The organism is Halalkalicoccus jeotgali B3 (assembly GCF_000196895.1).
Lineage (GTDB): Archaea > Halobacteriota > Halobacteria > Halobacteriales > Halalkalicoccaceae > Halalkalicoccus > Halalkalicoccus jeotgali.
Window position 1 is genome coordinate 1481558 of the sequence record NC_014297.1, and the last position, 19635, is coordinate 1501192.

At 67.3% G+C, this 19635-nt stretch carries 22 protein-coding genes; 11 read left to right on the forward strand and 11 right to left on the reverse strand.

All coding sequences use genetic code 11. The features are described 5' to 3' along the window. Positions 1 to 13 precede the first annotated feature (13 nt). Positions 14 to 439, forward strand: coding sequence for a universal stress protein (locus HACJB3_RS07705; RefSeq protein WP_008417645.1), 426 nt, complete (start codon positions 14 to 16; stop codon positions 437 to 439). On the opposite strand, the gene HACJB3_RS07710 is transcribed toward HACJB3_RS07705, so the two are convergent. The 4 genes from HACJB3_RS07710 to HACJB3_RS07720 all read right to left on the reverse strand — a co-directional run bounded on the left by HACJB3_RS07710 (position 436) and on the right by HACJB3_RS07720 (position 3013). Next, positions 436 to 828 (reverse strand): hypothetical protein, encoded by a 393-nt coding sequence (locus tag HACJB3_RS07710; RefSeq protein WP_008417643.1) that lies wholly within the window; start codon positions 826 to 828, stop codon positions 436 to 438. The genes HACJB3_RS07705 and HACJB3_RS07710 overlap by 4 nt on opposite strands. Positions 829 to 854: 26 nt before the next feature. Further along, on the reverse strand, positions 855 to 2249 hold the full coding sequence (locus tag HACJB3_RS07715) for an NAD-dependent succinate-semialdehyde dehydrogenase (protein WP_008417641.1): 1395 nt from the start codon (positions 2247 to 2249) through the stop codon (positions 855 to 857). A gap of 102 nt (positions 2250 to 2351) precedes the next feature. Continuing rightward, positions 2352 to 2480, reverse strand: a complete 129-nt coding sequence (locus HACJB3_RS21045; RefSeq protein ID WP_008417639.1) for a hypothetical protein — start codon at positions 2478 to 2480, stop codon at positions 2352 to 2354. A gap of 95 nt (positions 2481 to 2575) precedes the next feature. Beyond that, complete coding sequence (locus HACJB3_RS07720) at positions 2576 to 3013, reverse strand: Hsp20/alpha crystallin family protein (RefSeq protein ID WP_008417637.1); 438 nt, start codon at positions 3011 to 3013, stop codon at positions 2576 to 2578. An 80-nt stretch (positions 3014 to 3093) separates the two neighbouring features. On the opposite strand from HACJB3_RS07720, the gene HACJB3_RS07725 reads away from it, so the two are divergent. The 4 genes from HACJB3_RS07725 to HACJB3_RS07740 all read left to right on the forward strand — a co-directional run bounded on the left by HACJB3_RS07725 (position 3094) and on the right by HACJB3_RS07740 (position 6817). Beyond that, complete coding sequence (locus HACJB3_RS07725; protein WP_008417635.1) at positions 3094 to 3795, forward strand: RNase P subunit p30 family protein; 702 nt, start codon at positions 3094 to 3096, stop codon at positions 3793 to 3795. Further along, positions 3779 to 4393: a class I SAM-dependent methyltransferase gene (locus tag HACJB3_RS07730; protein WP_008417633.1), complete on the forward strand. Its 615-nt coding sequence runs from the start codon at positions 3779 to 3781 to the stop codon at positions 4391 to 4393. The genes HACJB3_RS07725 and HACJB3_RS07730 overlap by 17 nt, the downstream gene beginning before the upstream one ends. A gap of 307 nt (positions 4394 to 4700) precedes the next feature. Beyond that, complete coding sequence (locus HACJB3_RS07735) at positions 4701 to 6290, forward strand: BCCT family transporter (protein WP_008417631.1); 1590 nt, start codon at positions 4701 to 4703, stop codon at positions 6288 to 6290. A 50-nt stretch (positions 6291 to 6340) separates the two neighbouring features. Further along, complete coding sequence (locus HACJB3_RS07740) at positions 6341 to 6817, forward strand: DnaJ domain-containing protein (RefSeq protein WP_008417630.1); 477 nt, start codon at positions 6341 to 6343, stop codon at positions 6815 to 6817. Here the strand turns inward: HACJB3_RS07740 and surE are convergent. From surE to HACJB3_RS07760, 4 genes are all read right to left on the reverse strand, one after another. Continuing rightward, the gene (surE, locus tag HACJB3_RS07745) at positions 6814 to 7584 is read right to left on the reverse strand and encodes a 5'/3'-nucleotidase SurE (protein ID WP_008417628.1); all 771 of its coding nucleotides are present in this window, start codon (positions 7582 to 7584) and stop codon (positions 6814 to 6816) included. The genes HACJB3_RS07740 and surE overlap by 4 nt on opposite strands. 34 nt (positions 7585 to 7618) lie before the next feature. Continuing rightward, positions 7619 to 9082, reverse strand: a complete 1464-nt coding sequence (locus HACJB3_RS07750) for a small ribosomal subunit Rsm22 family protein (protein ID WP_008417626.1) — start codon at positions 9080 to 9082, stop codon at positions 7619 to 7621. Then, positions 9079 to 9807, reverse strand: coding sequence for a prephenate dehydrogenase (locus tag HACJB3_RS07755; protein WP_008417624.1), 729 nt, complete (start codon positions 9805 to 9807; stop codon positions 9079 to 9081). Before HACJB3_RS07755 ends, HACJB3_RS07750 begins: the two co-directional genes overlap by 4 nt. Positions 9808 to 10074: 267 nt before the next feature. Next, positions 10075 to 11229 (reverse strand): M24 family metallopeptidase, encoded by a 1155-nt coding sequence (locus HACJB3_RS07760; RefSeq protein ID WP_008417623.1) that lies wholly within the window; start codon positions 11227 to 11229, stop codon positions 10075 to 10077. 196 nt (positions 11230 to 11425) lie between these two features. On the opposite strand from HACJB3_RS07760, the gene HACJB3_RS07765 reads away from it, so the two are divergent. After that, positions 11426 to 12706, forward strand: coding sequence for an NRAMP family divalent metal transporter (locus tag HACJB3_RS07765; protein ID WP_008417621.1), 1281 nt, complete (start codon positions 11426 to 11428; stop codon positions 12704 to 12706). A gap of 19 nt (positions 12707 to 12725) precedes the next feature. Here HACJB3_RS07765 and HACJB3_RS07770 read toward each other — a convergent pair whose 3' ends face one another. Continuing rightward, positions 12726 to 13523 carry an ABC transporter permease subunit gene (locus HACJB3_RS07770; RefSeq protein WP_008417618.1) on the reverse strand — a complete coding sequence of 266 codons (798 nt, stop codon included), beginning with the start codon at positions 13521 to 13523 and terminating at the stop codon, positions 12726 to 12728. Then, entirely contained in the window at positions 13516 to 14448 is a 933-nt protein-coding gene (locus tag HACJB3_RS07775) for an ABC transporter ATP-binding protein (RefSeq protein WP_008417616.1), read from the reverse strand. Before HACJB3_RS07775 ends, HACJB3_RS07770 begins: the two co-directional genes overlap by 8 nt. Positions 14449 to 14544: 96 nt before the next feature. Here HACJB3_RS07775 and HACJB3_RS07780 point away from each other — a divergent pair, with 96 nt between their 5' ends. Further along, positions 14545 to 15153, forward strand: coding sequence for a TetR/AcrR family transcriptional regulator (locus HACJB3_RS07780; RefSeq protein WP_008417615.1), 609 nt, complete (start codon positions 14545 to 14547; stop codon positions 15151 to 15153). Here the strand turns inward: HACJB3_RS07780 and HACJB3_RS07785 are convergent. After that, positions 15150 to 15578, reverse strand: a complete 429-nt coding sequence (locus HACJB3_RS07785) for a hypothetical protein (RefSeq protein ID WP_008417613.1) — start codon at positions 15576 to 15578, stop codon at positions 15150 to 15152. The two genes, HACJB3_RS07780 and HACJB3_RS07785, sit on opposite strands and share 4 nt — an antisense overlap. Positions 15579 to 15654: 76 nt before the next feature. On the opposite strand from HACJB3_RS07785, the gene aroA reads away from it, so the two are divergent. From aroA to HACJB3_RS07805, 4 genes are all read left to right on the forward strand, one after another. Continuing rightward, positions 15655 to 16974, forward strand: a complete 1320-nt coding sequence (aroA, locus tag HACJB3_RS07790; RefSeq protein ID WP_008417610.1) for a 3-phosphoshikimate 1-carboxyvinyltransferase — start codon at positions 15655 to 15657, stop codon at positions 16972 to 16974. After that, positions 16971 to 18122, forward strand: a complete 1152-nt coding sequence (gene aroC, locus HACJB3_RS07795; protein ID WP_008417607.1) for a chorismate synthase — start codon at positions 16971 to 16973, stop codon at positions 18120 to 18122. Before aroA ends, aroC begins: the two co-directional genes overlap by 4 nt. A 103-nt stretch (positions 18123 to 18225) precedes the next feature. Further along, entirely contained in the window at positions 18226 to 18768 is a 543-nt protein-coding gene (locus tag HACJB3_RS07800; protein WP_008417605.1) for a DUF6789 family protein, read from the forward strand. A gap of 61 nt (positions 18769 to 18829) precedes the next feature. Further along, a complete protein-coding gene (locus HACJB3_RS07805; protein ID WP_008417603.1) occupies positions 18830 to 19561 on the forward strand; it encodes a DICT sensory domain-containing protein in 732 nt (243 codons plus the stop codon). Positions 19562 to 19635 lie beyond the last annotated feature (74 nt).

Genomic DNA, 19635 nt, shown 5'->3' on the forward strand with positions numbered 1-19635 from the left:
CGAACGCCCGGCCATGTACGACAGCGTCCTGATCCCGACCGACGGCAGCGAGATGGTCGACACCACCCTCGAACACGGCCTGCGGATCGCGCGCGATCACGACGCGACGGTCCACGCGCTGTACGTCGTCGACTCCCGTGTGGCTCGCGCCGCCGAGGACGCCCGCGAGGACGTCGAGGCCTCGCTACACGCGGAGGGCGAGAAGGCGACCGAACACGTCCGCGCGCGCGCCGAGGACGCCGGAGTTGAAACGGTCTGTGAGATCCGGACCGGCACCCCACAAAAGGAGATCGTCGAGTACACCGAGGAGGCGGGGATCGACTTGATCGCGATCGGTACCCACGGCAAAAGCCCCCGCGAGAAGCTGCTGTCGATGGGTAGCGTCACCGAGCGGGTCGTCGACAGCGCGCCCGTCCCGGTGTTGGTCGTGCGCGACTAGCCGTAGCCCCGTTCGAGAACGATCTCGGTCTCGACGTCAGATCCGTCGACCGTCACCGGCTCCTCGACGTTGGTGTACTCCTGGCTCTCGACGACGATCACGTACTCGCCGTTGCTGAGTTCAAAGGAGACAATTCCGTCGGGACCGGGTACCTTCGCGTCGGCCTGCGGGACGAGCTGGGCCGTCTGGATCGAGACCGAGGCTTCGGGGGCCGGCTCGCCGCCGTCCTCGACGAGCGCGACCGTCAGCGTGTAGGTCGCCGACTCGCCGCCGTCCTCCAGCGGTGCCTGATTCGAGTTCGACCCCGAACAGCCCGCGGCCGCCGTCGCCAGCCCGAGCGCTCCGACACGAAGCAACCGCCGCCTGCCGAGACCGCGCCCGTCAGCCATTGGGGCCTGTTGCGTGCCCGCCCTCTTTACTCCGTCGCGACGTCGTCGGCGCCGCCGGGCGACTGGACCCAGACTGTCTTCTCGTTGACGAACTCGTGGATTCCCTTCTGGGCGAGTTCCCGGCCGTACCCGGAGTTCTTCACCCCGCCGAAGGGGATTCTGGGGTCCGATTTGACGAGTTCGTTGACGAACACACAGCCCGCCTCGATCCGGCGCGCGAGGCGATCGCCCCGCTCTAAGTCATCGGTCCAGATCGATGCCCCGAGCCCGAAGTCGGTGTCGTTTGCCAGTTCGATTGCCTCCTCCTCGCTCTCGACGCGGAAGACGGCGGCCGCGGGGCCGAAGACCTCCTCGGTGGCCGCAGCGGCGTCCTGGGGCACCTCGGTCAGCACCGTCGGCGGGTAGAAGTTGCCCTCCTCGTCGGGCCGTTCACCGCCCGTGCGCAGGGTCGCGCCCGCCTCGACGCTGCGTTCGACCTGGTCGTGGACGTCCTCGACGAGGTCCTCGCGGGCCTGCGGGCCGACGTCGGTACCCTCATCCATCGGGTCACCCATCGAGAGCGACTCCATCTCCTCGGTAAAGCGCTCGACGAACTCCTCGTAGACCGCCTCGTGGACGATAAAGCGCTTGGCGGCGATACAGGACTGGCCCGAGTTGATGGTGCGGGCTTGTGCGCCCGTCTCGGCTGCGGCCTCGATGTCGGCGTCGTCGAGCACGACGAACGGGTCGCTCCCGCCGAGTTCCAGAACGGTCTTTTTGATCTCGCTGCCCGCGGTTTCCGCGACCGCCCGACCGGCCCCCTCGCTTCCCGTCAGCGTCACCGCCGCCAGTCGGTCGTCGCGGATCACGTCCTCGATGGCGTCCGAACCGACGAGCAGGCTACTGAAGACGTCCTCGGGGTAGCCCGCCTCCTCGAAGACCTCCTCGATGGCCTTCGCACAACCCGGGACGTTCGAGGCGTGTTTCAGCAGGCCGACGTTGCCCGCGGTGAGGTGCGGGGCGGCGAAACGAAACACCTGCCAGAACGGGAAGTTCCAGGGCATCACCGCGAGCACGGGACCGAGCGGTTCGTACGAGACGAGCGAGCGCGAGTCGGGTTCGCTACCCAGCACCTCGTCTGCGAGGAACTCGTCGGCGCGCTCGGCATAGAAATCACAGACCCACGCGCACTTCTCGACCTCGGCGCGCGCCCCGGTGATGGGTTTGCCCATCTCCTCGGTCATCAACTGGGCGTACTCCTCCTCGTTCTCCCGGAGCACGTCCGCGGCGTTGGAGAGCAACACCTGTCGCTCTGAGATAGGTCGCTCGCGCCACTCATCGAAGGCCTCCGTGGCGTTGTCGAGTGCGCGGTCGACGTCGGCCTCGGTGTGGTCGTCGTACGTTTCGAGGGTCTCGCCGGTCGCTGGGTTGACGCTTTCCATGGTGGTCCTCCGGTCTACCGCGAGACCAGATGTCCCGGGCTACGACCGACACGCCCATAGGGGTTGGCCCTGCGCCATGCACACCGCCCGCGCCGGACGGGATCAGCGGCGTCGATAGCGCCCCAGAACCCGCCCGCAGTCCGGACAGTGAACGACCAACAGCGGGCCGTTCTCGTGGCGCGTCAGCTCCTCGGCGGCGAACTCGCCCCCACAGCGTCCGCAGGTCGGCATGGGAAGAAGTGGTCGCCCAAGAGCATGGCTGTGGCGACGGATCGGGTGTTGACCGCCGGTGGGAGGCTCCGCCCCGACCGACGGCCTCGAACGCGCTACTCGATGTCGATCGACTTGCCGCCGGTCTCGGGCTCGCGTTTGGGGAGCGTGATCGTCAGCACGCCGTTCTTGTAGGTCGCGGAGACACCCTCCTCCTCGACGGGTTCGGGGAGCTGAAGCGTCCGCCGGAGCGACTCGCTGTGGCGCTCGCTTCGCAGGTAGGTCTCCTCTTCCTCCTCGGTGTGTTCCTCGCGTTCGGCCTCGATGGTGAGTCGGCGCCCGGTGACGCGGACGTCGATCTCCTCCTTCGAGAAGCCCGGAGCGTCGGCGGTGACGACGAACTCCGCGTCCCGGTCAGCCAGGTCGACGCTCATGCGGTTGGCCCCGCCCATACCGAAGACGTCCTGGTCGAATCCGGGCTGGTTTTCGAACTGGCGACTGAAACGCTCGAAGAACTCTTCGAGGTCATCGAAGGGATTTCTACGTCGGGACATACGGGTGGGGGTACGCCATCAAGGATGTTAACCCTAACCCGAACCGCCACGGGTATGGCGACCCTCCTTGAAGGAGGGGTATGTACGAGGCGGTCTACGCCACCCCCGAGGGCCGTTCGACGGTCGCGCGGTTCGCGCACACCGCGAGCGAGTACGGCTTCTCGGGTCTCGTCGTGCGCAGCGGCGCGGCCTGCGGGGCGGACGATGCCGAGGCGATCGCCGAGAGTACCGGGATCGACGTCGTTCACGGCACCGAGATCCGCGCCGAGGGCCCGCAGAAAGCGAGCGGCTATCTGGGCGACCGCCGCGAGGAGTACACCGTCCTCGCGCTCCGAGGCGGGACGAACGAACTCAATCGCTTTGCGGTCGAACAGGAACGCCTCGACGTCCTCACGAAGCCGATGGCTGGCGAGGGCGACTTCAACCACGTGCTCGCGAAGGCCGCCGCGCGAAACGGGGTTCGCGTCGAGTTCGACCTCTCGACGGTCCTCCGGCTGGAGGGCGGCCCGCGGGTGCAGGCGCTCTCGGACATGCGCAAACTCCGCGAGCTCGTCGGCCAGTACGACGCCCCCTACGTCGTGAGCGGGGCTCCCGAAAGCCACCTCCAGCTGCGCGGGCCCCGCGAACTGGTCGCGGTCGGCGAGCGGGTCGGCTTCTCCGCCGAGGAAATCGAACACGGGCTCCGCGAGTGGGGTCGGCTCACCGACCGGAACCGGGAGGTCGTCTCCGAGTCGTTCATAGAGCCGGGCGTGCGTAGGGGTCGGTATGAAGAAAACGGTTGAGGAACACGCCGCCCGCTTCGACGACCACGCCGCGGAGTACGACGAGAGCCAGAACAGCGAGGAGTACAAGGCCTGTGCGAGCCTCGTGATCGAGCACGCCGATCCCGGCCCCGAGGAGACGGTCCTCGATCTCGGCTGCGGGACCGGCGCGATCGCGCTGGCGCTCGCGCCCGATGCCGGACGCGTGGTGGGCCGGGACATCAGCGAGGGGATGATGGAGCGCGCGCGGGAGAAAGCAGCCGAACGAGGGCTGAACAACGTCGAGTTCGGCGAGGGTCGTTTTCGCGCGCCCAACTACGACGGTCCCGTCGATATCGTGACCTCGAACTTCGCGATGCACCACCTCGCGAACGAGGAAAAACGCGAAGCGATCTCGGTGATCGCCGATCTCGGCCCGCGGAAGATCGTACTCGGTGACGTGATGTTCTTCGGGCAGCCCGATCCGGAAGAACCGTTTTACAGCCCCGAGGTCGACGATCCCGCAACCGTCGGCACCCTCGTCGAGGCCTTTACCGGGGCGGGCTTTGCGATTACACACGCCCAACGGGTTCACGACCAGGTCGGCGTCCTCGTCGCCGAACGCCTCGACGGGCGCTGATCGCGCCCCGTCAGATCGGGTCGTCGGGTGGTGGGTCCGGGCCATCCGAGTCGCCTCGGCGGCGTACTGCTCGCGTAACTCTGCCCCGACCGACCCCGGGGTTCTCGGGGTCGAGAACGACAGGTTCAAACGAGAGGAAGCGCCAGCACTTCGGACGTGGCGTCCCACGCGTGGGGCGGCGCTGCTCGCCGAATCGAGCGGGAACCGATCGATCGGTACGATTCCGTTCACTCATGACATCCACTGGGAGCGAGAGACGCGTCTACGACGTCGAACAGGGCCACAAACACGACGCGGAGGGCGGACGGTGAGCCTCTGGACCGTCTTCGGACTGGAGGACACCGACCGGGCGACCAAGGGCTTTTTCTTCGGGACGATCACCGCGCTCGCGGCGCTCGTCCTCGTGGGTCTTCTGTACCCTACCACGCTCGAGAGCGCGCTCAACGGCGCGTTCGACTGGGTGTTGTATCGCTTTGGCTGGTGGTTCATGGCGCTGGGCGTCGCGCTGGTGGTCTTTACCTTCTTCATGGCCTTCTCCAGATACGGCCGGATCCGGATCGGCGGCGAGGACGCCGAGCCCGAGTTCGGGGTGTTCTCGTGGATCGCGATGGTGTTTACCGTCGGGTTCGGGAGTTCGATCGTCGTCTGGGGGGTCGGCGAGCCCATCTCGATCGTCACCCAGCCGCCACCGTCCTCGCCGGTTCCGGGGGCGTCGATCGAGTCGCTCGCGCTCGCGTTCATGTTCCTTCACGAGTCGTTCCCGGGGATGGCGATGTGGTATCTCCCCTTTGCGCTCGGCTTCGGGCTGATGGCCTACACCAGCGGGAGCGGCGACTACCGCATCAGTTCGATGATGGCAGTGGTTCTGGATCGGGAACGCTACGGCTGGCTGTTCTGGCTCGTCGATCTGGCCGCGCTGATCGCCATCGTCGGTGGGCTCGCCACCACGCTCGGGTTTACCGCCCAGCAGCTCGCGACGATCCTGAGCGACGTCTTCGGTGCGGAGACGAACCTCATCACCTACGGACTGTTCGCGCTTATCGGGCTCGTCTTCCTCGCGGACGTCTGGCTCGGGCTCCACGCGGGGATCCGCAACGCCGCACGCATTACGTTCGTGCTCATGTTGCTCACCTCCGGCGTGTTGCTCGTCGTCGGCCCAACCCTCTTCATCCTCAACGTCACGCTGGACGCGACGGGGATCTGGCTCAACAACCTCCCGCGGCTCGCACTGTACACCGCCCCGACCGAGGGCGCACAGTGGCCCCAGAGCTGGACGAGCTTCTGGTGGGCCTGGTGGGCCGCCTGGGGCCTCTTTGTGGGGAGCTTCGTCGCGCGCGTCTCGAAGGGGCGAACGATCCGCGAGACGTTCGTCGCGCTGGTCGCCGCACCGACGCTACTCACCTGGCTCCAGCACGGCATCATCGGCGGGTGGGTGCTCGCGCCGGGCTACGTCGGTCCGGTTGGCGAGGCGTTCACCGAGGGAGACATCCCCGCGGCGGTCGCGACCGCGATCACCCTGACGCCCTTTAGCACGGTCCTCGGCGTCCTGCTCGTGCTCATCATGGCGGGCTACGTGCTCACCACCCTCGATTCCGCCGTGTACATGCTGAGTGCGATCACGCTGGGCGAGGAAGACCCCAACGCCAGAAACCGGGCGTGGTGGGGGGCGTTGCTCACCGTGCTCGGGATCATGACGCTCAACCTGCCCGCGTTCAGCGCGATGGAGGCGTTCTCTCCGGTGATGGCGCTGCCCTTTACGCTGTTTTTCGTCGTGTTGATGTACACGAGCTACGTCGCCGCCCGCCGGCACTACCGCGAGGAGTACAAGGAACCGGGCGAACGGCCGTACTTCGCGATCTCGCGGGCGGGCGAGGGATCCGAGGACGACAGGACCTGACGGGGTCGGATCCGAGCGGCTTTGACGGCAGGCACCCTAGCATCGGGCGGATGGAGACGCTGTACGACGTTCTCGGGGTCGATCCGAACGCCGATGCGGCGGCGATCCGTGCCGCGTACCGCGAGGGGGCGAAACGCCACCACCCCGACGCTGCCGACGGCGACGCGGCGACGTTCCGTCGGCTCACGACCGCGCGCGACGTGTTGCTCGACGAACGCCGTCGGGAGCGCTACGATTCACTCGGCCACCGCCGGTACGCCCGGCACCATCTGGGCGAGGAGCGGCCGGCCGGGGAGTCGACGCGCGGACGGCGTCAACACGCCGAGTTCGACCGGTCGAGCCGTCAGACGAGTCGCCCACGCCGGGGTCGCCCCGCCCGGCCCGATCGCCGCGAGGGCGCTCGTCGAGGGGGGACGACCGACGGCCGCGTCGCGGTCTCGACGTACTGGCCGGTGATGAGACGTGCGGGTCTCGTCCTCGGAGCGCTCCTCGTGGTGGCGTTCGTCCTCGCGGCACTGTCGCTTTAATACTCCGCCGCGAGCCGGTCGAGCGCCTCGTGGCGTTCGGTGGTGTGGGGTGCGGTCAGCGGCGAGACGCTGACCTTCCCCTCCATGACCGCGCGCCGGTCGGTGCCCTCCGGGTCGTCGATCGTCCCCTCGCTCATGGCCTCCCAAGAGAGGTCGTGCAGCGTGATCGAGTCCCCGTCCTGTGTGGCGCCCATCTCGTAGACTGTCGAGGGGCGGGTGATCGCCATCGGTGCGGGGTCGTCCGCGGGAAGCGGCACGTTGACGTTGAGGTACTCGGCGTGCTCGAAGACCCCTCTCGTGGGTGCGCGCTCGACGAGGTACCGGGCGGCGCGACCGGCCTCGGCGTACTCCTCGACCGCGGGCGTCCGGGGCCACTCGTCCTGTGGGACGTGCAACGAGACGGCGATCGCGGGGATCCCACAGAAGGCCGCCTCGACGGCGGCGCTCACGGTACCGGACCGCCCCAGCACGTAGGCCCCGAGGTTCGCGCCGGTGTTACAGCCCGAGACCACGAGGTCGGTCGAGGGGCCAAGCGCCTCGAGGCCCGCGACCACGCAGTCGGCGGGCGTGCCCGCGATGGCAAAGCCCAGTTCGTGCTCCTCGATGCCGACTTCGCTCGACATCGACCGGCCGACGGCGCTCTGATCGCTGGCGGGGGCAACGGCAGTGACGTTGGCTACCGCCGAGAGCGCATCGTAGAGCGCACGGAAACCGGGGCTGTCGATCCCGTCGTCGTTGGTCAGTAGAACCTCGAGATCCGTCTCCATACGGTCGAGTCGGGACCGGGCGACAAAAACGCGATTATCCGACCCGGTCGACGATACACTCCTCGTCGATCACGAGGTTGTACGCGCCCTCGTCGTCGTTCCACAGCACCAGCGCGGATTCGAAGACGAGTACGTCGCCGTAGTCGGCCTCGGAAAGCGCGCGGTTCAGCCCTGTTTCCCGTGTGAGTACGGCGTAGTGACTCTCCGATTGGCTCCCGTCGCCCAGCAAGAACAGGGGCCTGGACTCCGAGAGCGAGCGACTGAGTTTGACCGCGATGCAGTCGATCCGGTCGGTGACGTGGGCCTCGCTGTCGGCGAAGGGGGCAAAGCGCTCGGGATTGGCGGTGGCGTCGATCCGCCGACGGCCGTCCCGTCGGAGGATCGAGTAGGCGTACTGGACGTCCCGATTGAGGAACTCGCCGGTGGCGGCGTCGCGCTCGCCGCGCTCGCGGTCGGCGCGTTTGCCCTCGTCGAGGCGGCGCTGGAGTCCCGGGAGGTCCAGATCGGGCTTGCGCTCGAACGACCAGCAGTGGTCGGTCGGCTCGCGGTCGGGCCACAGCCGCAGGGTCGGCGCGAAGACGGTGTACTCGCTTCCCGCGACGACCTCGTGTTCGACCGCCCGCAGGCCGGTCGCGGTGTTCTTATCGGCCGGCGAGAGCGCGAGGGCCGCTCCACCGGAAACGAGGTGTGTGAGGTACTTCCGCAGGACCGCCGCGGGTTCGGAGAGTTCGCTCAGCACGTTCGCGAACAGGAGCAGGTCGTACCCGGCGCGGGACCCGTCCGATTCGCGCTGGCCGTCCGTGTCCAGGGCGAAGACGCCGTCGGGCTCGAAGGCCTCGGCGCTGCGCCGGTGGATCGTCGGGTGGAAGTTTCGGGGTGTCTCCGCGAGCACCCCCTCCAGGACGTCGGCGGCCGCGCTGGGTTCGATCGCGTGATACTCCACGAGCGCGTCCGTGGCGTACTCCGCGAGTGCCAGCGCCGGTCCACCGACGCCCGCACCCACGTCGAGTACGCGCAGCCTCGCGGGAAGCAGGCCGCGCGAACCCAGTTCGTCGAGGACGTACCCGGTCGCCGCGTAGTAATCCGGCAGGTGGTAGATCGCGTATCCCAGCGCCGCCTCCTCGTCGTACTCGACGGGGTGTTGGCGGTAGTAGCGCTCCTTGAGTCGGCGGATCGCCTCCCTGAGAGCGGCCCCGCTCTCGCCGTCGGGCCAGTCGGGGCCGAAGCGCTCGATCAGGAGGTCCTCGAGGCGGGCGAGATACCGATCGGGAAGCGCGTACACTCCCTCGGAGGCGGGCGAGAGCGGCCCCTCGCTCGCGGGGACGAAAGTCCCGTCCTCGCGTTCGGTCAGGCCGAGCGAGAGCGCTTCCTCACGCAGCGTCCGCCGAACGACCGCGGGATGGGCGCCGCCCTCGACGTACTCGCAGACCTCCTCGGGATCGATGGGCCGGACGTTCCGGAGGTACTTCGCGGCGTCGAGGACTGCCCGCCGGTTCATTCGCCCGCCTCGCGGTACAGCGATTCGAACTCCGTCCGGTCGGCTTCCGCGACGTCGATCGCGGCCTCCGCGACGTCGGCCGACCCGGGGAAGGCCGACTGGATGTCGGCGTACACCCGCGGATTGCCGCCGGTGACGGTGCGGACGAGCCCGTCGAGTTCGCGCGAGACGGGCGTCTCGAAGCCCTCGGGGACGGCGTCCGCGGCGAGCGCGTACGCCAGTACCGCCGTGTGGGCCTTCGTCTGGACGGTCTCCATCGCCCGGTCGTGCTCCTCGGGCGTGGTCGCGACGAGGGCGTTGCCGGCCTCCCGAAGACGCTCTTCGATCCACTCGGCGACCGGTCCCCCACCGGCGACGACCGGGACGTTACCGGGGGCGTTCTCGGGGGCAAAGAGCGGATGCAGGCTGACGTGTTCGCGCTCGGGAGCGACTGCCTCCATCGCCTCGATCGGCGCGCCCATGACGCCGCTGACGTCCGCGAGCGCCCGGTCCGCGAGCGGAGCGTACAGTTCGATCACACGCTCGACGGCCGGGATCGGCACGGCCAGACAGACGATATCGAAGCGCTCTGCGGTCTCCTCGGGGATCGCCCGGCCGCCGACCGCGTCCGCGGCCTCCCGGGCAGCCTCGGCCTCGCGGTCGACGAACGCGACCCGTCCCTCCTCGCCGACGACCTCGCCGAACCACCGACCCATCGCCCCCGCGCCGACGATCAGTACGTCCATCGCCCCCACGTTGCGCGCCGGTCGAAAAAGGCGTTGGCATCCGCGCCGCTCGTAACCACACCCGAACGTGCAAAAAACGGCGGATGCTACGCCGTCGGGGGCGTCGCCTCGCGGGTCCCCACGTAGCCACAGTCGGGACATGTCTCGTAACCCTGGACGTTCGCCAACCGCACCCCACACTCTGGGCAGTGCATCGCACTCGCTATGGGATTCGACGGAGCATAAATATGGGTACGACGATCGACGAATACCCTCGTGTGCCGCGTCTCAGAGCACGAGTTCCTCGGGGTAGTCGGTGAGGTTTTCGCACCCGTCTTCTGTGACGGCCACGAGGTCCTCGATGCGAACGCCGCCGACCTCGGGGTCGTAGAGGCCCGGTTCGACGGTGATGACGTGGCCGGGCTTCAGTTCCGCGCCGCCGGGGGCCAATCGGGGGAGTTCGTGGACGTCGAGGCCGATCCCGTGGCCCGTCGAGTGGATGAAGCCCGTCTCGGTCGCGGGGTTCTCTCGAAGGGTCGGCAGGCCAGCGTCCTCGTAGACGTCACAGACGGCGTCGTGGACCTCCTCGCCCGTGACACCGGGTTCGACCGCGGCGAGGGCCGCTTCCTTGGCTTCGGCCGTGAGGTCGTACCACTCGCGGGCGCGCGCCGAGGGCTCGCCCACCGAGAAGGTCCGGGTCATATCGGCGTGGTAGTTCGTGGCCTTGTTCTTGGGGAAGACGTCGATCACGATCGTTTCGTTCGAGCGGAGCGGCCCGCTGCCGCCGTCGTGGGGGTCGGCGGCGTCGATCCCACAGGCGACGATCGTCTCGTCGAGGGCGTGGTCCCGTTCGAGGAGCGCGATCTCGATCTCCCGACGGACGCGCTCGCTGGTCAGTTCCCGACCGTCGTGAATCAGGAGTCCGTCCTCGACGCTCGCCTCCCGCAGGAGCGTCTCGGCGCGCTCCATCGCCCGCTCGTTGGCGCGCTGGGCGTCCCTGATGGACTCGATCTCCGCGTCGGTCTTCGTCGCGCGGATCCCGGTGAGCACGCCGTCGGTTTCGGCCTCAACGCCGATATCGCGCTCGCGCAACCCGTCGGCACTCGCGAGTGGGAAGCGCGCGGGAACCGAAAGGGAGGAGACGCCGTGGTCGACGAGGAAGTCCGCGAGCATTCGGTCCCGTTCCTCGGGCGAGCCGTACTGGTAGTCGTAGTCCGCATACCGGGAGACCGAGTCGGCGCGACTCTCCTTTTTCGCGCGGCCGTATTCGAGCCCGGAGACCAGCAGGTGGGTCTCACCAGTGAAAAGGGTGAAAAACGGGTCGTGGGCGTCGAACCCCGAGAGGTAGCGCTGGTCCGAATCCGAGGAATCGGCGTCGATCAGGTAGCCGTCGTCGCCGGCGTCCGCGAGAAACGAGTCGAGGGCCGAGAGGTCCGGGTCCATGTCCCGTATCGGGGACGAACCGTCAAAACGGTACGGATGACCGTCCATCGAGGGGCCGGGATTCAGACCGGCATGCATTGGCGTGGCCAACGTTTACCCGTCCGAAAGGGTCAGTGTCTATCGAATCCGACATGTCACACTTGCGTATCGAAGGGACCGGCGATTCGACTCACTCGATCGAACAACCGATAGTTTCGTGGTAGAAACCCGAACCGAAGACGGGACGGGACGGGGAGAACGGCGCGATACGACCAGCGGCTTCTTCCAGCGCTACGGGCTGGCGTTCGTGATGGTCGCGAGCGTCGTCGGGGCCGGCTCGATCTTCGTCGCCAGCTCGGCGGGGATTCAGTACGGCTACACCCTCATCTGGGCGTTCGTCGGCGTGGCGCTGATCGGGGTCATGGCTCAGGACATGAGCGCCCGACTCGAGATCTTCGGCGAGCCGCTGGGAGCGTTCATGCGCCGGAAGTTCGGCGAGCGTCTCGCCGTGGCGATCGGGTTCGTCCTCTCGATCGGGGCGTTCCTGTGGGTGATCGAACTGACGGCCGCGACCGCCAAGGGGATCGCCGTCCTCACTGGCGGCGCGATCGGGTGGATGCCACTCGCGATCGCCGTCACGGTCCTCTCGATCCTCACGGGCGTGTTGAACTACGATGGGCTCGAACGGGTCATGACGGCCATGCTGTTCGTGCTGTTCGGCGCGTACCTCGTCGTGACCGGCGCGAGCGCGCCCTCGCCCGTCGGTATCGCCTCGGGGCTGGTGCCCGCCTTCCCGGGTCCCGGCGCGCTCGGTCTCACGGCGTCGATCCTCGGCTCGACGGCGATCTGGTCGAACTTCTTCCTCGAGTCGAACCTCGTCGAGGAGAAAGACTGGACGGGCGCGGAGGACGTCCCCGCGATGCGCCGGGACCTGCTTTTGGGCTACGGCATCGCGGCGATACTGATCGTGCTGGTGTTGATCGTCTGTGCGGCGGTGTTGCGCCCCGCCGGCTACGACCAGTTGGGGAGCTTCATCACGCCGGGCCTCGCGCTCGCCGAGACCATCGGCCAGTGGGCGATGGTGCTGTTTCTGGTCGGCGCGGCCGCCGCCGCGTTCAACAGCATCATGCCGGTGGTGTGGTCGGTCGTCTACCTCTTCGAGAACGCCCGCGGGAAGGACGTCGACAGCGCCGACCGCTCGTTCAAACTGCTGTATACGGTCGGCGCCGCCTTCGGCGTTCTCGGGCCGGTGATTAGCCTGACGACCGGGATGAGCGTCGTCGACATGATCGTCCTGTTCCCGGCCTACAGCGGGATCGTCTCGCTTCCGGTAACCGCCGTACTGCTGTTCTGGGCGATCAACAGCGAGGCGGTCATGGGCGAACACACCAACGGAACCGTCTCGAACGCCGTCAACGCCGTGCTCGTCGTGCTCGCGTTCGTCCTGGCGGCGCTGTCGGCTCCGGACCTGCTCAGTTCGCTCGGCGTGCTTCCGTGAGGGCCAACGCCTGCGATCTTCACGCGCCGATGTCGGCCCGCGAGAACCGGAACCGGGCGAGCGCCACCAGCGCGACGACCGCGACCAGCAACGCGGCGGCCCCGACGAGGTCGTAACTCCCCTCGACGAGGATCGCAGTCGGGTCGTAGTAGTGCGTGGGGCTGGCGTAGCCGAGCCACTCGAAGCCGTCCGTACTCGCCGAGACCGACTCGACGAGAAAGAGCACGAACACGAGCGCGATGGCGATCCGTTTCGCGACGTCGGCGCGCGAGACCAGCACGGAGAGTACCAGCCCGATCGCCCCGCAGGCGAGCAGATAGGGGATCGACAGGAGGTGGACCATCGCGAGGTCGACGAGGTCGATCGACTGGCCGATCGCGAGCACGCCGACGTAGACGGCGACGGCGACGACGGCGTTGAGCGCGAGGACGGGTACTGCAAGCGAGAGGAACTTCTCGACGAGGACGCGCGACCGGGAAACCGGCAGCGAGAGGGTGAGGTCCATCCGGTCGCGCTCGACGTCGCTCGCGATCAGCCCGGCGGCGCTGTACGCGAAGTACAGCCCGAGTAAGAGCAGCCAGATGAACTGGTAGATCTCGACGGCGAGAAACCCCTCGACCGTGCTGAGGGTGGCGATCCCGAACGCCTCCTGAACGGCGGGCGGGTACGCCGCGAGCATGGCGTCGATGTCGACGTCGGCCGAGTCTAGTGACGGGAAGAAGGCGACGAACACCAGCGCGAGGACGGCAATTCCGACGGCGAGCGCGGTAGTCCCGCGCAGTCGCTTTTTCACCTCGTAGCGGGCGATCTCAAGCATCGAGCGCCTCCGCGTGCGGTGTCGAGGAGTCACGCTCCGGGACGGTGTCCTCGCCGTAGTAGTGCATGAACACGTCCTCCAACGGCGGTTCCTTGATCTCGACGTCGAGGACGTCGTAGTTCGCGAGGTGGTTCAGGAGGGCGTTGTACTCGCCGACGTAGGTGAACGTCACGGTGCTGTCGCTCATCCGTCTGTCGAGCATTCCGTCGGTGAGAAACGCCTCGTCGGGGTCGTCCGCGAGCCGAACGCGGACGCGTTTGCCGCCGCGGTCCAAGAGCGTCTCGACGTCCTCAAGCGCAACGAGTCGCCCCTCCCGAAGGATCGCGATCCGATCGCAGATCCGCCGGACGTCGCTCAGGACGTGCGAGGAGAAGAACACTGTCGTCCCGCGCTCGCGCTCGGTTTCGAGGAAGGCGTGAAACGCCTCCTGTTTCAGTGGGTCGAGGCCCGAGGTCGGCTCGTCCATGATCACGAGATCCGGGTCGTGCATGAACGCTTGGACGATGCCGAGCATCTGTTCGTTGCCCGTCGAATACTCGCGAATCTCGCGCTCTACGGGCGGCGTAAACAACTCCAAGAGCTCCTCGCGACGCTCGCCGCCTTTGATCGCGGCGTGGTGGTCGAGCACCTGCTCGCCGGTCATCCCCTCGTCGAACCCCAGGTCGGCGGGGAGATAGCCGATCCGGCGTTTGGCCTCGATCAGCGCCGCCTCATCACGGATGTCCGCCCCGAGGACCTGCGCGGTGCCCTCCGTGGGCGAGAGCAGTCCCAACAACGTTCGGATGGTCGTCGTTTTGCCCGCCCCGTTGGGGCCCAGAAACCCGAAGACCTCGCCTTCCTCGACCGAAAAGGAGAGCGAATCGATAGCGACGACCCCGCCGTCGCCGTATCGTTTCGTGAGATCGGTCACTTCGATGGGTGCCATACCCCAAGCTACGCTTTGTGACTGCATATCTATTCTGGTCACGAAGTCATGACCGATGAACGAGATAGTTATTCAGTCACAGACCGAAGGGGACGTATGCGAGGGTTCGACGACGAGGAACGCGAGCGCATCGAAGAGGAGCTGGTCGAGACGGGGCGCGAACGCCTCGTTCGCTACGGGCCCGCAAAGACGAACGTCGTCGACATCACGGAGCCCGTCGGCATCGCGAAGAGCACCTTCTACCGGTTTTTCGACACCAAGGCCGAGCTCTACGTCGAGATCTACCGCCGGGAGGTAGCGGAGTTCGCCGAGGGAACACGGGCCGAAATCGACGAGGCCGACTCGTCACGCGAGGGGCTCGAAGCGCTCTTTCGCTCCTACGCAGGGTGGCTAGAGGACAACCCGTTCGTCCAGCGGATGGTCGTCCAGAGCGATTACCGGTCGTTCTATCAGGACGTGCCGGACGAGACGATGGAGGCCATCCAGCGGGAGGGGTTGGCCGAGTTCGAGGCGGTCTTCGAGCCGCTCCGCGAGCGCGAGGGGGGACTGCGTGAGGACGTCGAGACCATAGAGCTGTTGGGGCTGCTCTCGCTGATCGGTCTCCTCGTGATCCATCGCGAGGAGTACGATAACTACAACGCCTCGTACTACGAGCGGGTGCGGGACTTGCTGATCGAGACGCTTGCGCGCGGGCTCGTCGGTTAAGGGTTCGCCGCTCCCAGCACCTTGACCTCGATCTCGTGGGCCCCCTCGTCGGTGTCGATTTCGAGGCGCTCGACGAACGCGTTCGTCGCGCCCTCGCGCCACGTCCGGACCCGCTGGACGTGGCGGTCGTGGTGCAGCTCCGTCGAGTAGCTCAGTTCTGGGTCAGCGCGGATCTCGGCTTCGGTGTCGGCCGGTTCGGGATACGCGGGCAGGCGCTCGGGATCGAAGAGATCGCCCGGGGCGACGTGGATCGCCCCCGAGTCGTCGGGGTCCCCAAGGTGGAGGCGAGCACGCATCCGCCCGGCGAACGGCGGCGTGATCCGTAACACGGGGTCGGCGGAACTTCGCTCGCTCGCCTCGTAGGCCGAGACGGCGTCCTCGGCGGTGACGGCGATCGAGCGAATCCGTCGGGGATCCGCGGACATGGTGTGGGATATGCGTCCAGCGCCTTGGCGTTGTCGCCACCGATAGCGTGATAGTACGAGAGGCTCACGCTCGCGCATGGACGTCACCATTACCCGCGCTTCGCTCCGCGGGACCGCGCAGGCCCCACCCTCGAAGAGCTACACGCACAGAGCCATCCTCGCGGCGGGCTACGCCTCGGGTGCGACGGTGTACGACCCGCTCGACAGCGCCGACCCCCACGCGACCGCCCGCGCCATCGAGGCCTTCGGCGGCGACGTGAGCGCTGTCGACGGTGGCTTCGCGGTCGAGGGCTTTGCAGGAGTCCCCGACGTGCCCGCAAACGTCATCGACTGTGGGAACAGCGGCACGACGATGCGACTCGTCACGGGAACCGCGGCCCTCGCGGACGGGATCACCGTCCTCACCGGCGACGACTCGCTTCGCTCGCGCCCGCAGGGCCCCCTTCTCGACGCCATCGAGGGGTTGGGAGGGCGGGCCGAGAGCACCCGCGGCAACGGGCAAGCCCCCTTGGTAATCGAAGGGCCAGTCTCGGGAGGACGCGTCTCGATCCCCGGCGACGTTTCGTCCCAATACATCACCGCCCTGTTGATGGCCGGTGCGGTCACCGAAGAGGGGATCGAGATCGACCTCGAAACCGAACTGAAATCCGCGCCATACGTCGACATCACGCTCGAAGTCCTCTCGGCGTTCGGTGTCGAGGCCGAACCCGTGGGGGCCGACGGCGGCGAGGTTCGCTCGGCCGGCGCATCGGGCTTCCGGGTCCCAGGCGGACAGACCTACGAGCCCGAGGGCGGCGAGTACCACGTTCCCGGCGACTTCTCCTCGATCTCCTATCTGCTGGCGGCGGGCGTGCTTGCCGCCGACGAGGGCCTGACGGTCCGCGGTGCCCAGCCGAGCGCGCAGGGCGACACGGCGATCGTCGGGATCGCAGAGCGCATGGGCGGGGACGTACAGTGGGACCGCGAGGCGGGCGAGATCGAGGTCTCGAAATCCGAGCTCTCGGGGATCACCGTCGACGTTGGGGACACGCCCGACCTCCTGCCGACGATCGCGACACTGGGAGCAGTGGCCGACGGCGAGACACGGATCACGAACTGCGAACACGTCCGGTATAAGGAGACCGACCGGGTGAGCGCGATGGCGACCGAATTGGGGAAGCTGGGTGCGAGCGTTACCGAGTACGAGGACGAGCTCGTGGTGCACGGCGAGGACTCGGAGCTCTCGGGCGCGATCGTCGATGGCTACGACGACCACCGGATCGTCATGGCGCTCTCGCTCGCGGGACTGGTTGCGGAGGGGGAAACGGTGGTTCGGGGAGCCGAACACGTCGACGTCTCGTTTCCCGACTTCTTCGACGTGCTTTATGACCTCGGAGCCACCATCCAGCGACAATGAACGGCAACACCTTCGGCAGGCTGTTCCAGGTGACGACCTTTGGCGAGAGCCACGGCGAGGCGATGGGCTGTACGGTGTCGGGCTGTCCCGCGGGCCTCGAACTCACGGAAAAGGACATCCAGGGCGATCTGGATCGGCGAAAGCCCGGCCAGTCGATGATCACCACCAGCCGGGGCGAACCCGACGCCGTCTCGATCAAATCCGGTACCCAGGACGGCTATACGACGGGGACGCCCATCGGGATGGTCATCCAGAACAAGGACGCCCGCTCGGGCAAGTACGAACCCTTCATCACCGCGCCGCGGCCCAGTCACGGCGACTTCACCTACTCGGCGAAGTTCGGCACGCGCAACTGGGGTGGCGGTGGGCGCTCCTCCGCGCGCGAGACGGTCAACTGGGTCGCCGCGGGCGCGATCGCGAAGAAAATCCTCTCGGCCCAGGGCGTCGAGATCAAAGCCCACGTCAACCGGATCGGGGACGTCGAGGCCGAGGGCGTGAGCTTCGAGGAGATGGTCGAGCACAGCGAGGAGAACGCCGTCCGGTGTGGCGATCCCGCGGTCGCCGCGGAGATGCAGGCGCTGATCGAGGAGTTCCAGGAGGCGGGCGACTCCATCGGCGGCTCGATCGAGTTCGAGATCCGGGGCGCGCCCCGCGGACTCGGCGCACCACGATTCGACTCGCTTCCCGCACGACTCGGCCAAGCGATGATGAGCGTCCCCGCGACGACCGCCTTCGAGTTCGGTCTCGGGCGGGAGGCAAGCGAGTACTCGGGCTCGGAGCGAAACGAGGACTGGCAGTTCGACGAGGAAGGCGACCCGGTCCCCGTCGGCAACGATCACGGCGGCATCCAGGGCGGGATCAGTACTGGAGAACCGATCACCGGCGAGGTGACGCTTCACGCGCCGACCTCGATCCCAAAGGAACAGACCACCGTCGACTGGGAGACGGGCGAGGAAAAGCAGGCACAGGTCATCGGCCGGCACGACCCCGTTCTGCCGCCCCGCGGCGTCCCCGTCGTCGAGGCGATGTGCGCGCTCACGGTCGTCGACTTCATGCTCCTTGGGGGAAGAATCAACCCCGACCGGATGGACGGCCGGCCCGGCGAGTACGACACCGACTACCACCCGAGCGGACCGGACGAGCAGTAGCGAGAGCGATAGTCGATGGCAAGGCCGGTAGGACACCCCGGTGGACTCCGCCAGAATGACAGGTCACCAATAGCTTATGCCGACTCCCGTGGTAGATAGTACCATGGACGACTCGACATCGGGGATGGACGAAGCAACGAACGGGGAGGAGTTCGAGGCCGTACTCGGCGAGGAGTCGAACGGAATCGAGGAGTTCGATTCGCTGTTCGGCATCGTCGCCGACGGTGTCGTCGGCGCGGCTGGTGGGCTGGTCGGGACGGCAGCGATGACGGTGGTGTTGCTCATCGCCGAATCGGTCGGGGCGTTCTCGCGCGAGTCGTTCGCCCAGTTGGCGCAGTTCGGGATCGAGAGCGTGTTGACGCCGGTCGCGCTTGGCTATCTCGTCTTCCTGTTGGGAGGGATGGTTCCGTGGCCCTTGCTGTTCGCCTCGCTGAAGGAGTACTTACCCGGCGGACGCGATCCCGTGAAGGGCGTCGTCTTCGGGACGATCCTCTGGACGGGGTTCGCGCCGGCCTTTTACGCCGGCTACACCGGGTCCGCACTCGTCCTGTACGCCGCCGCGACGCTTCTGGCCCACTGGGTCTACGGCTTCGCGCTCGGGTCGGTCTTCGAGTACCTCTCGACACGGCCCGACTCGCTCGTCTGATCGGGCCGGATCGTGCAAGCGATGCATAAATGCCCTTACCGGCCGGAGGGGCGATAGAGAGATGTCGCTCACCGAACTCATCTCGGGGGTCGAGAGCCACGAGCGGACCCTGACCGTCTACAACGCCGCCGACGCCGTCGAGGACCTCCGGGATCGCTTTGCCGATCGAAACCTCGTCGTCGAAGCCGTCGAGACCGAAACAGGGCCCGAGCGATTTCTCGTACTCAGCCACGACGGGGAGTTCCTCACGGCTGTCGGGGTCGACGAGTTGCTTTCCGATCCCGAACCGACGAGCGCGGGCTTCGGGGGCGATCCCTACCAGCCGATCCTCGATCACATCGACGAGACGCTGTTTACCTCCTACGACCGGGGCGAGATGCTCGCGGCCTCCCGCGAGATCGAGGATCGTGCGTGGCGGGTCGGGGCGGGCGAACTCCACGCGGGCTTCCAGCGTATCTCGACGCTCGAATCACAACTGGACACCTACAGCGCGCTCGGCTCCCTGGAGGCGCTTTCGGTCCATACGTATGCGAGTGCCGACACCGAAGTGCCCGCCCAGACGGACTTTCTCATCCACGCGGATGACGCCGAGGAGATCACCGCCTCGTGGTTCGTCGCGTTCGACGGGGCCGGTCTCGATCACGCCAAGTGCGCGTTGCTCGCGGAGGAGCGCTCGCCCGGCGAGTTCTACGGCTTCTGGAGCTACGACCCCGACACGGTCGAGTACGTCATCGAGCACCTCCGGTCGACCTACGTCCACGCCGACGACGGGGTCTCCGAGCGCCGACAGTAACCCCCGAAAAACCGACGGACGAGGCGCCTATCCCTCATTATCGTTCCTTGCTAATTGATGGCAAAGGCTTTACT

Excerpts from the sequence above, each read along its gene's own strand:
- HACJB3_RS07725 (WP_008417635.1), top strand. The coding sequence starts at position 3,094 with ATGTACGAGGCGGTCTACGCCACCCCCGAGGGCCGTTCGACGGTCGCG.
- HACJB3_RS07740 (WP_008417630.1), top strand. The coding sequence starts at position 6,341 with ATGGAGACGCTGTACGACGTTCTCGGGGTCGATCCGAACGCCGATGCG.
- HACJB3_RS07800 (WP_008417605.1), top strand. The coding sequence starts at position 18,226 with ATGGACGACTCGACATCGGGGATGGACGAAGCAACGAACGGGGAGGAG.
- HACJB3_RS07760 (WP_008417623.1), bottom strand. The coding sequence starts at position 11,229 with ATGGACCCGGACCTCTCGGCCCTCGACTCGTTTCTCGCGGACGCCGGC.
- HACJB3_RS07750 (WP_008417626.1), bottom strand. The coding sequence starts at position 9,082 with ATGAACCGGCGGGCAGTCCTCGACGCCGCGAAGTACCTCCGGAACGTC.
- aroC (WP_008417607.1), top strand. The coding sequence starts at position 16,971 with ATGAACGGCAACACCTTCGGCAGGCTGTTCCAGGTGACGACCTTTGGC.
- HACJB3_RS07785 (WP_008417613.1), bottom strand. The coding sequence starts at position 15,578 with ATGTCCGCGGATCCCCGACGGATTCGCTCGATCGCCGTCACCGCCGAG.
- HACJB3_RS07715 (WP_008417641.1), bottom strand. The coding sequence starts at position 2,249 with ATGGAAAGCGTCAACCCAGCGACCGGCGAGACCCTCGAAACGTACGAC.
- HACJB3_RS07720 (WP_008417637.1), bottom strand. The coding sequence starts at position 3,013 with ATGTCCCGACGTAGAAATCCCTTCGATGACCTCGAAGAGTTCTTCGAG.
- HACJB3_RS07755 (WP_008417624.1), bottom strand. The coding sequence starts at position 9,807 with ATGGACGTACTGATCGTCGGCGCGGGGGCGATGGGTCGGTGGTTCGGC.
- HACJB3_RS07730 (WP_008417633.1), top strand. The coding sequence starts at position 3,779 with ATGAAGAAAACGGTTGAGGAACACGCCGCCCGCTTCGACGACCACGCC.
- HACJB3_RS07805 (WP_008417603.1), top strand. The coding sequence starts at position 18,830 with ATGTCGCTCACCGAACTCATCTCGGGGGTCGAGAGCCACGAGCGGACC.
- HACJB3_RS07705 (WP_008417645.1), top strand. The coding sequence starts at position 14 with ATGTACGACAGCGTCCTGATCCCGACCGACGGCAGCGAGATGGTCGAC.
- surE (WP_008417628.1), bottom strand. The coding sequence starts at position 7,584 with ATGGAGACGGATCTCGAGGTTCTACTGACCAACGACGACGGGATCGAC.
- HACJB3_RS07780 (WP_008417615.1), top strand. The coding sequence starts at position 14,545 with ATGCGAGGGTTCGACGACGAGGAACGCGAGCGCATCGAAGAGGAGCTG.
- HACJB3_RS07770 (WP_008417618.1), bottom strand. The coding sequence starts at position 13,523 with ATGCTTGAGATCGCCCGCTACGAGGTGAAAAAGCGACTGCGCGGGACT.
- HACJB3_RS07775 (WP_008417616.1), bottom strand. The coding sequence starts at position 14,448 with ATGGCACCCATCGAAGTGACCGATCTCACGAAACGATACGGCGACGGC.
- HACJB3_RS21045 (WP_008417639.1), bottom strand. The coding sequence starts at position 2,480 with ATGCCGACCTGCGGACGCTGTGGGGGCGAGTTCGCCGCCGAGGAGCTG.
- HACJB3_RS07710 (WP_008417643.1), bottom strand. The coding sequence starts at position 828 with ATGGCTGACGGGCGCGGTCTCGGCAGGCGGCGGTTGCTTCGTGTCGGA.
- aroA (WP_008417610.1), top strand. The coding sequence starts at position 15,655 with ATGGACGTCACCATTACCCGCGCTTCGCTCCGCGGGACCGCGCAGGCC.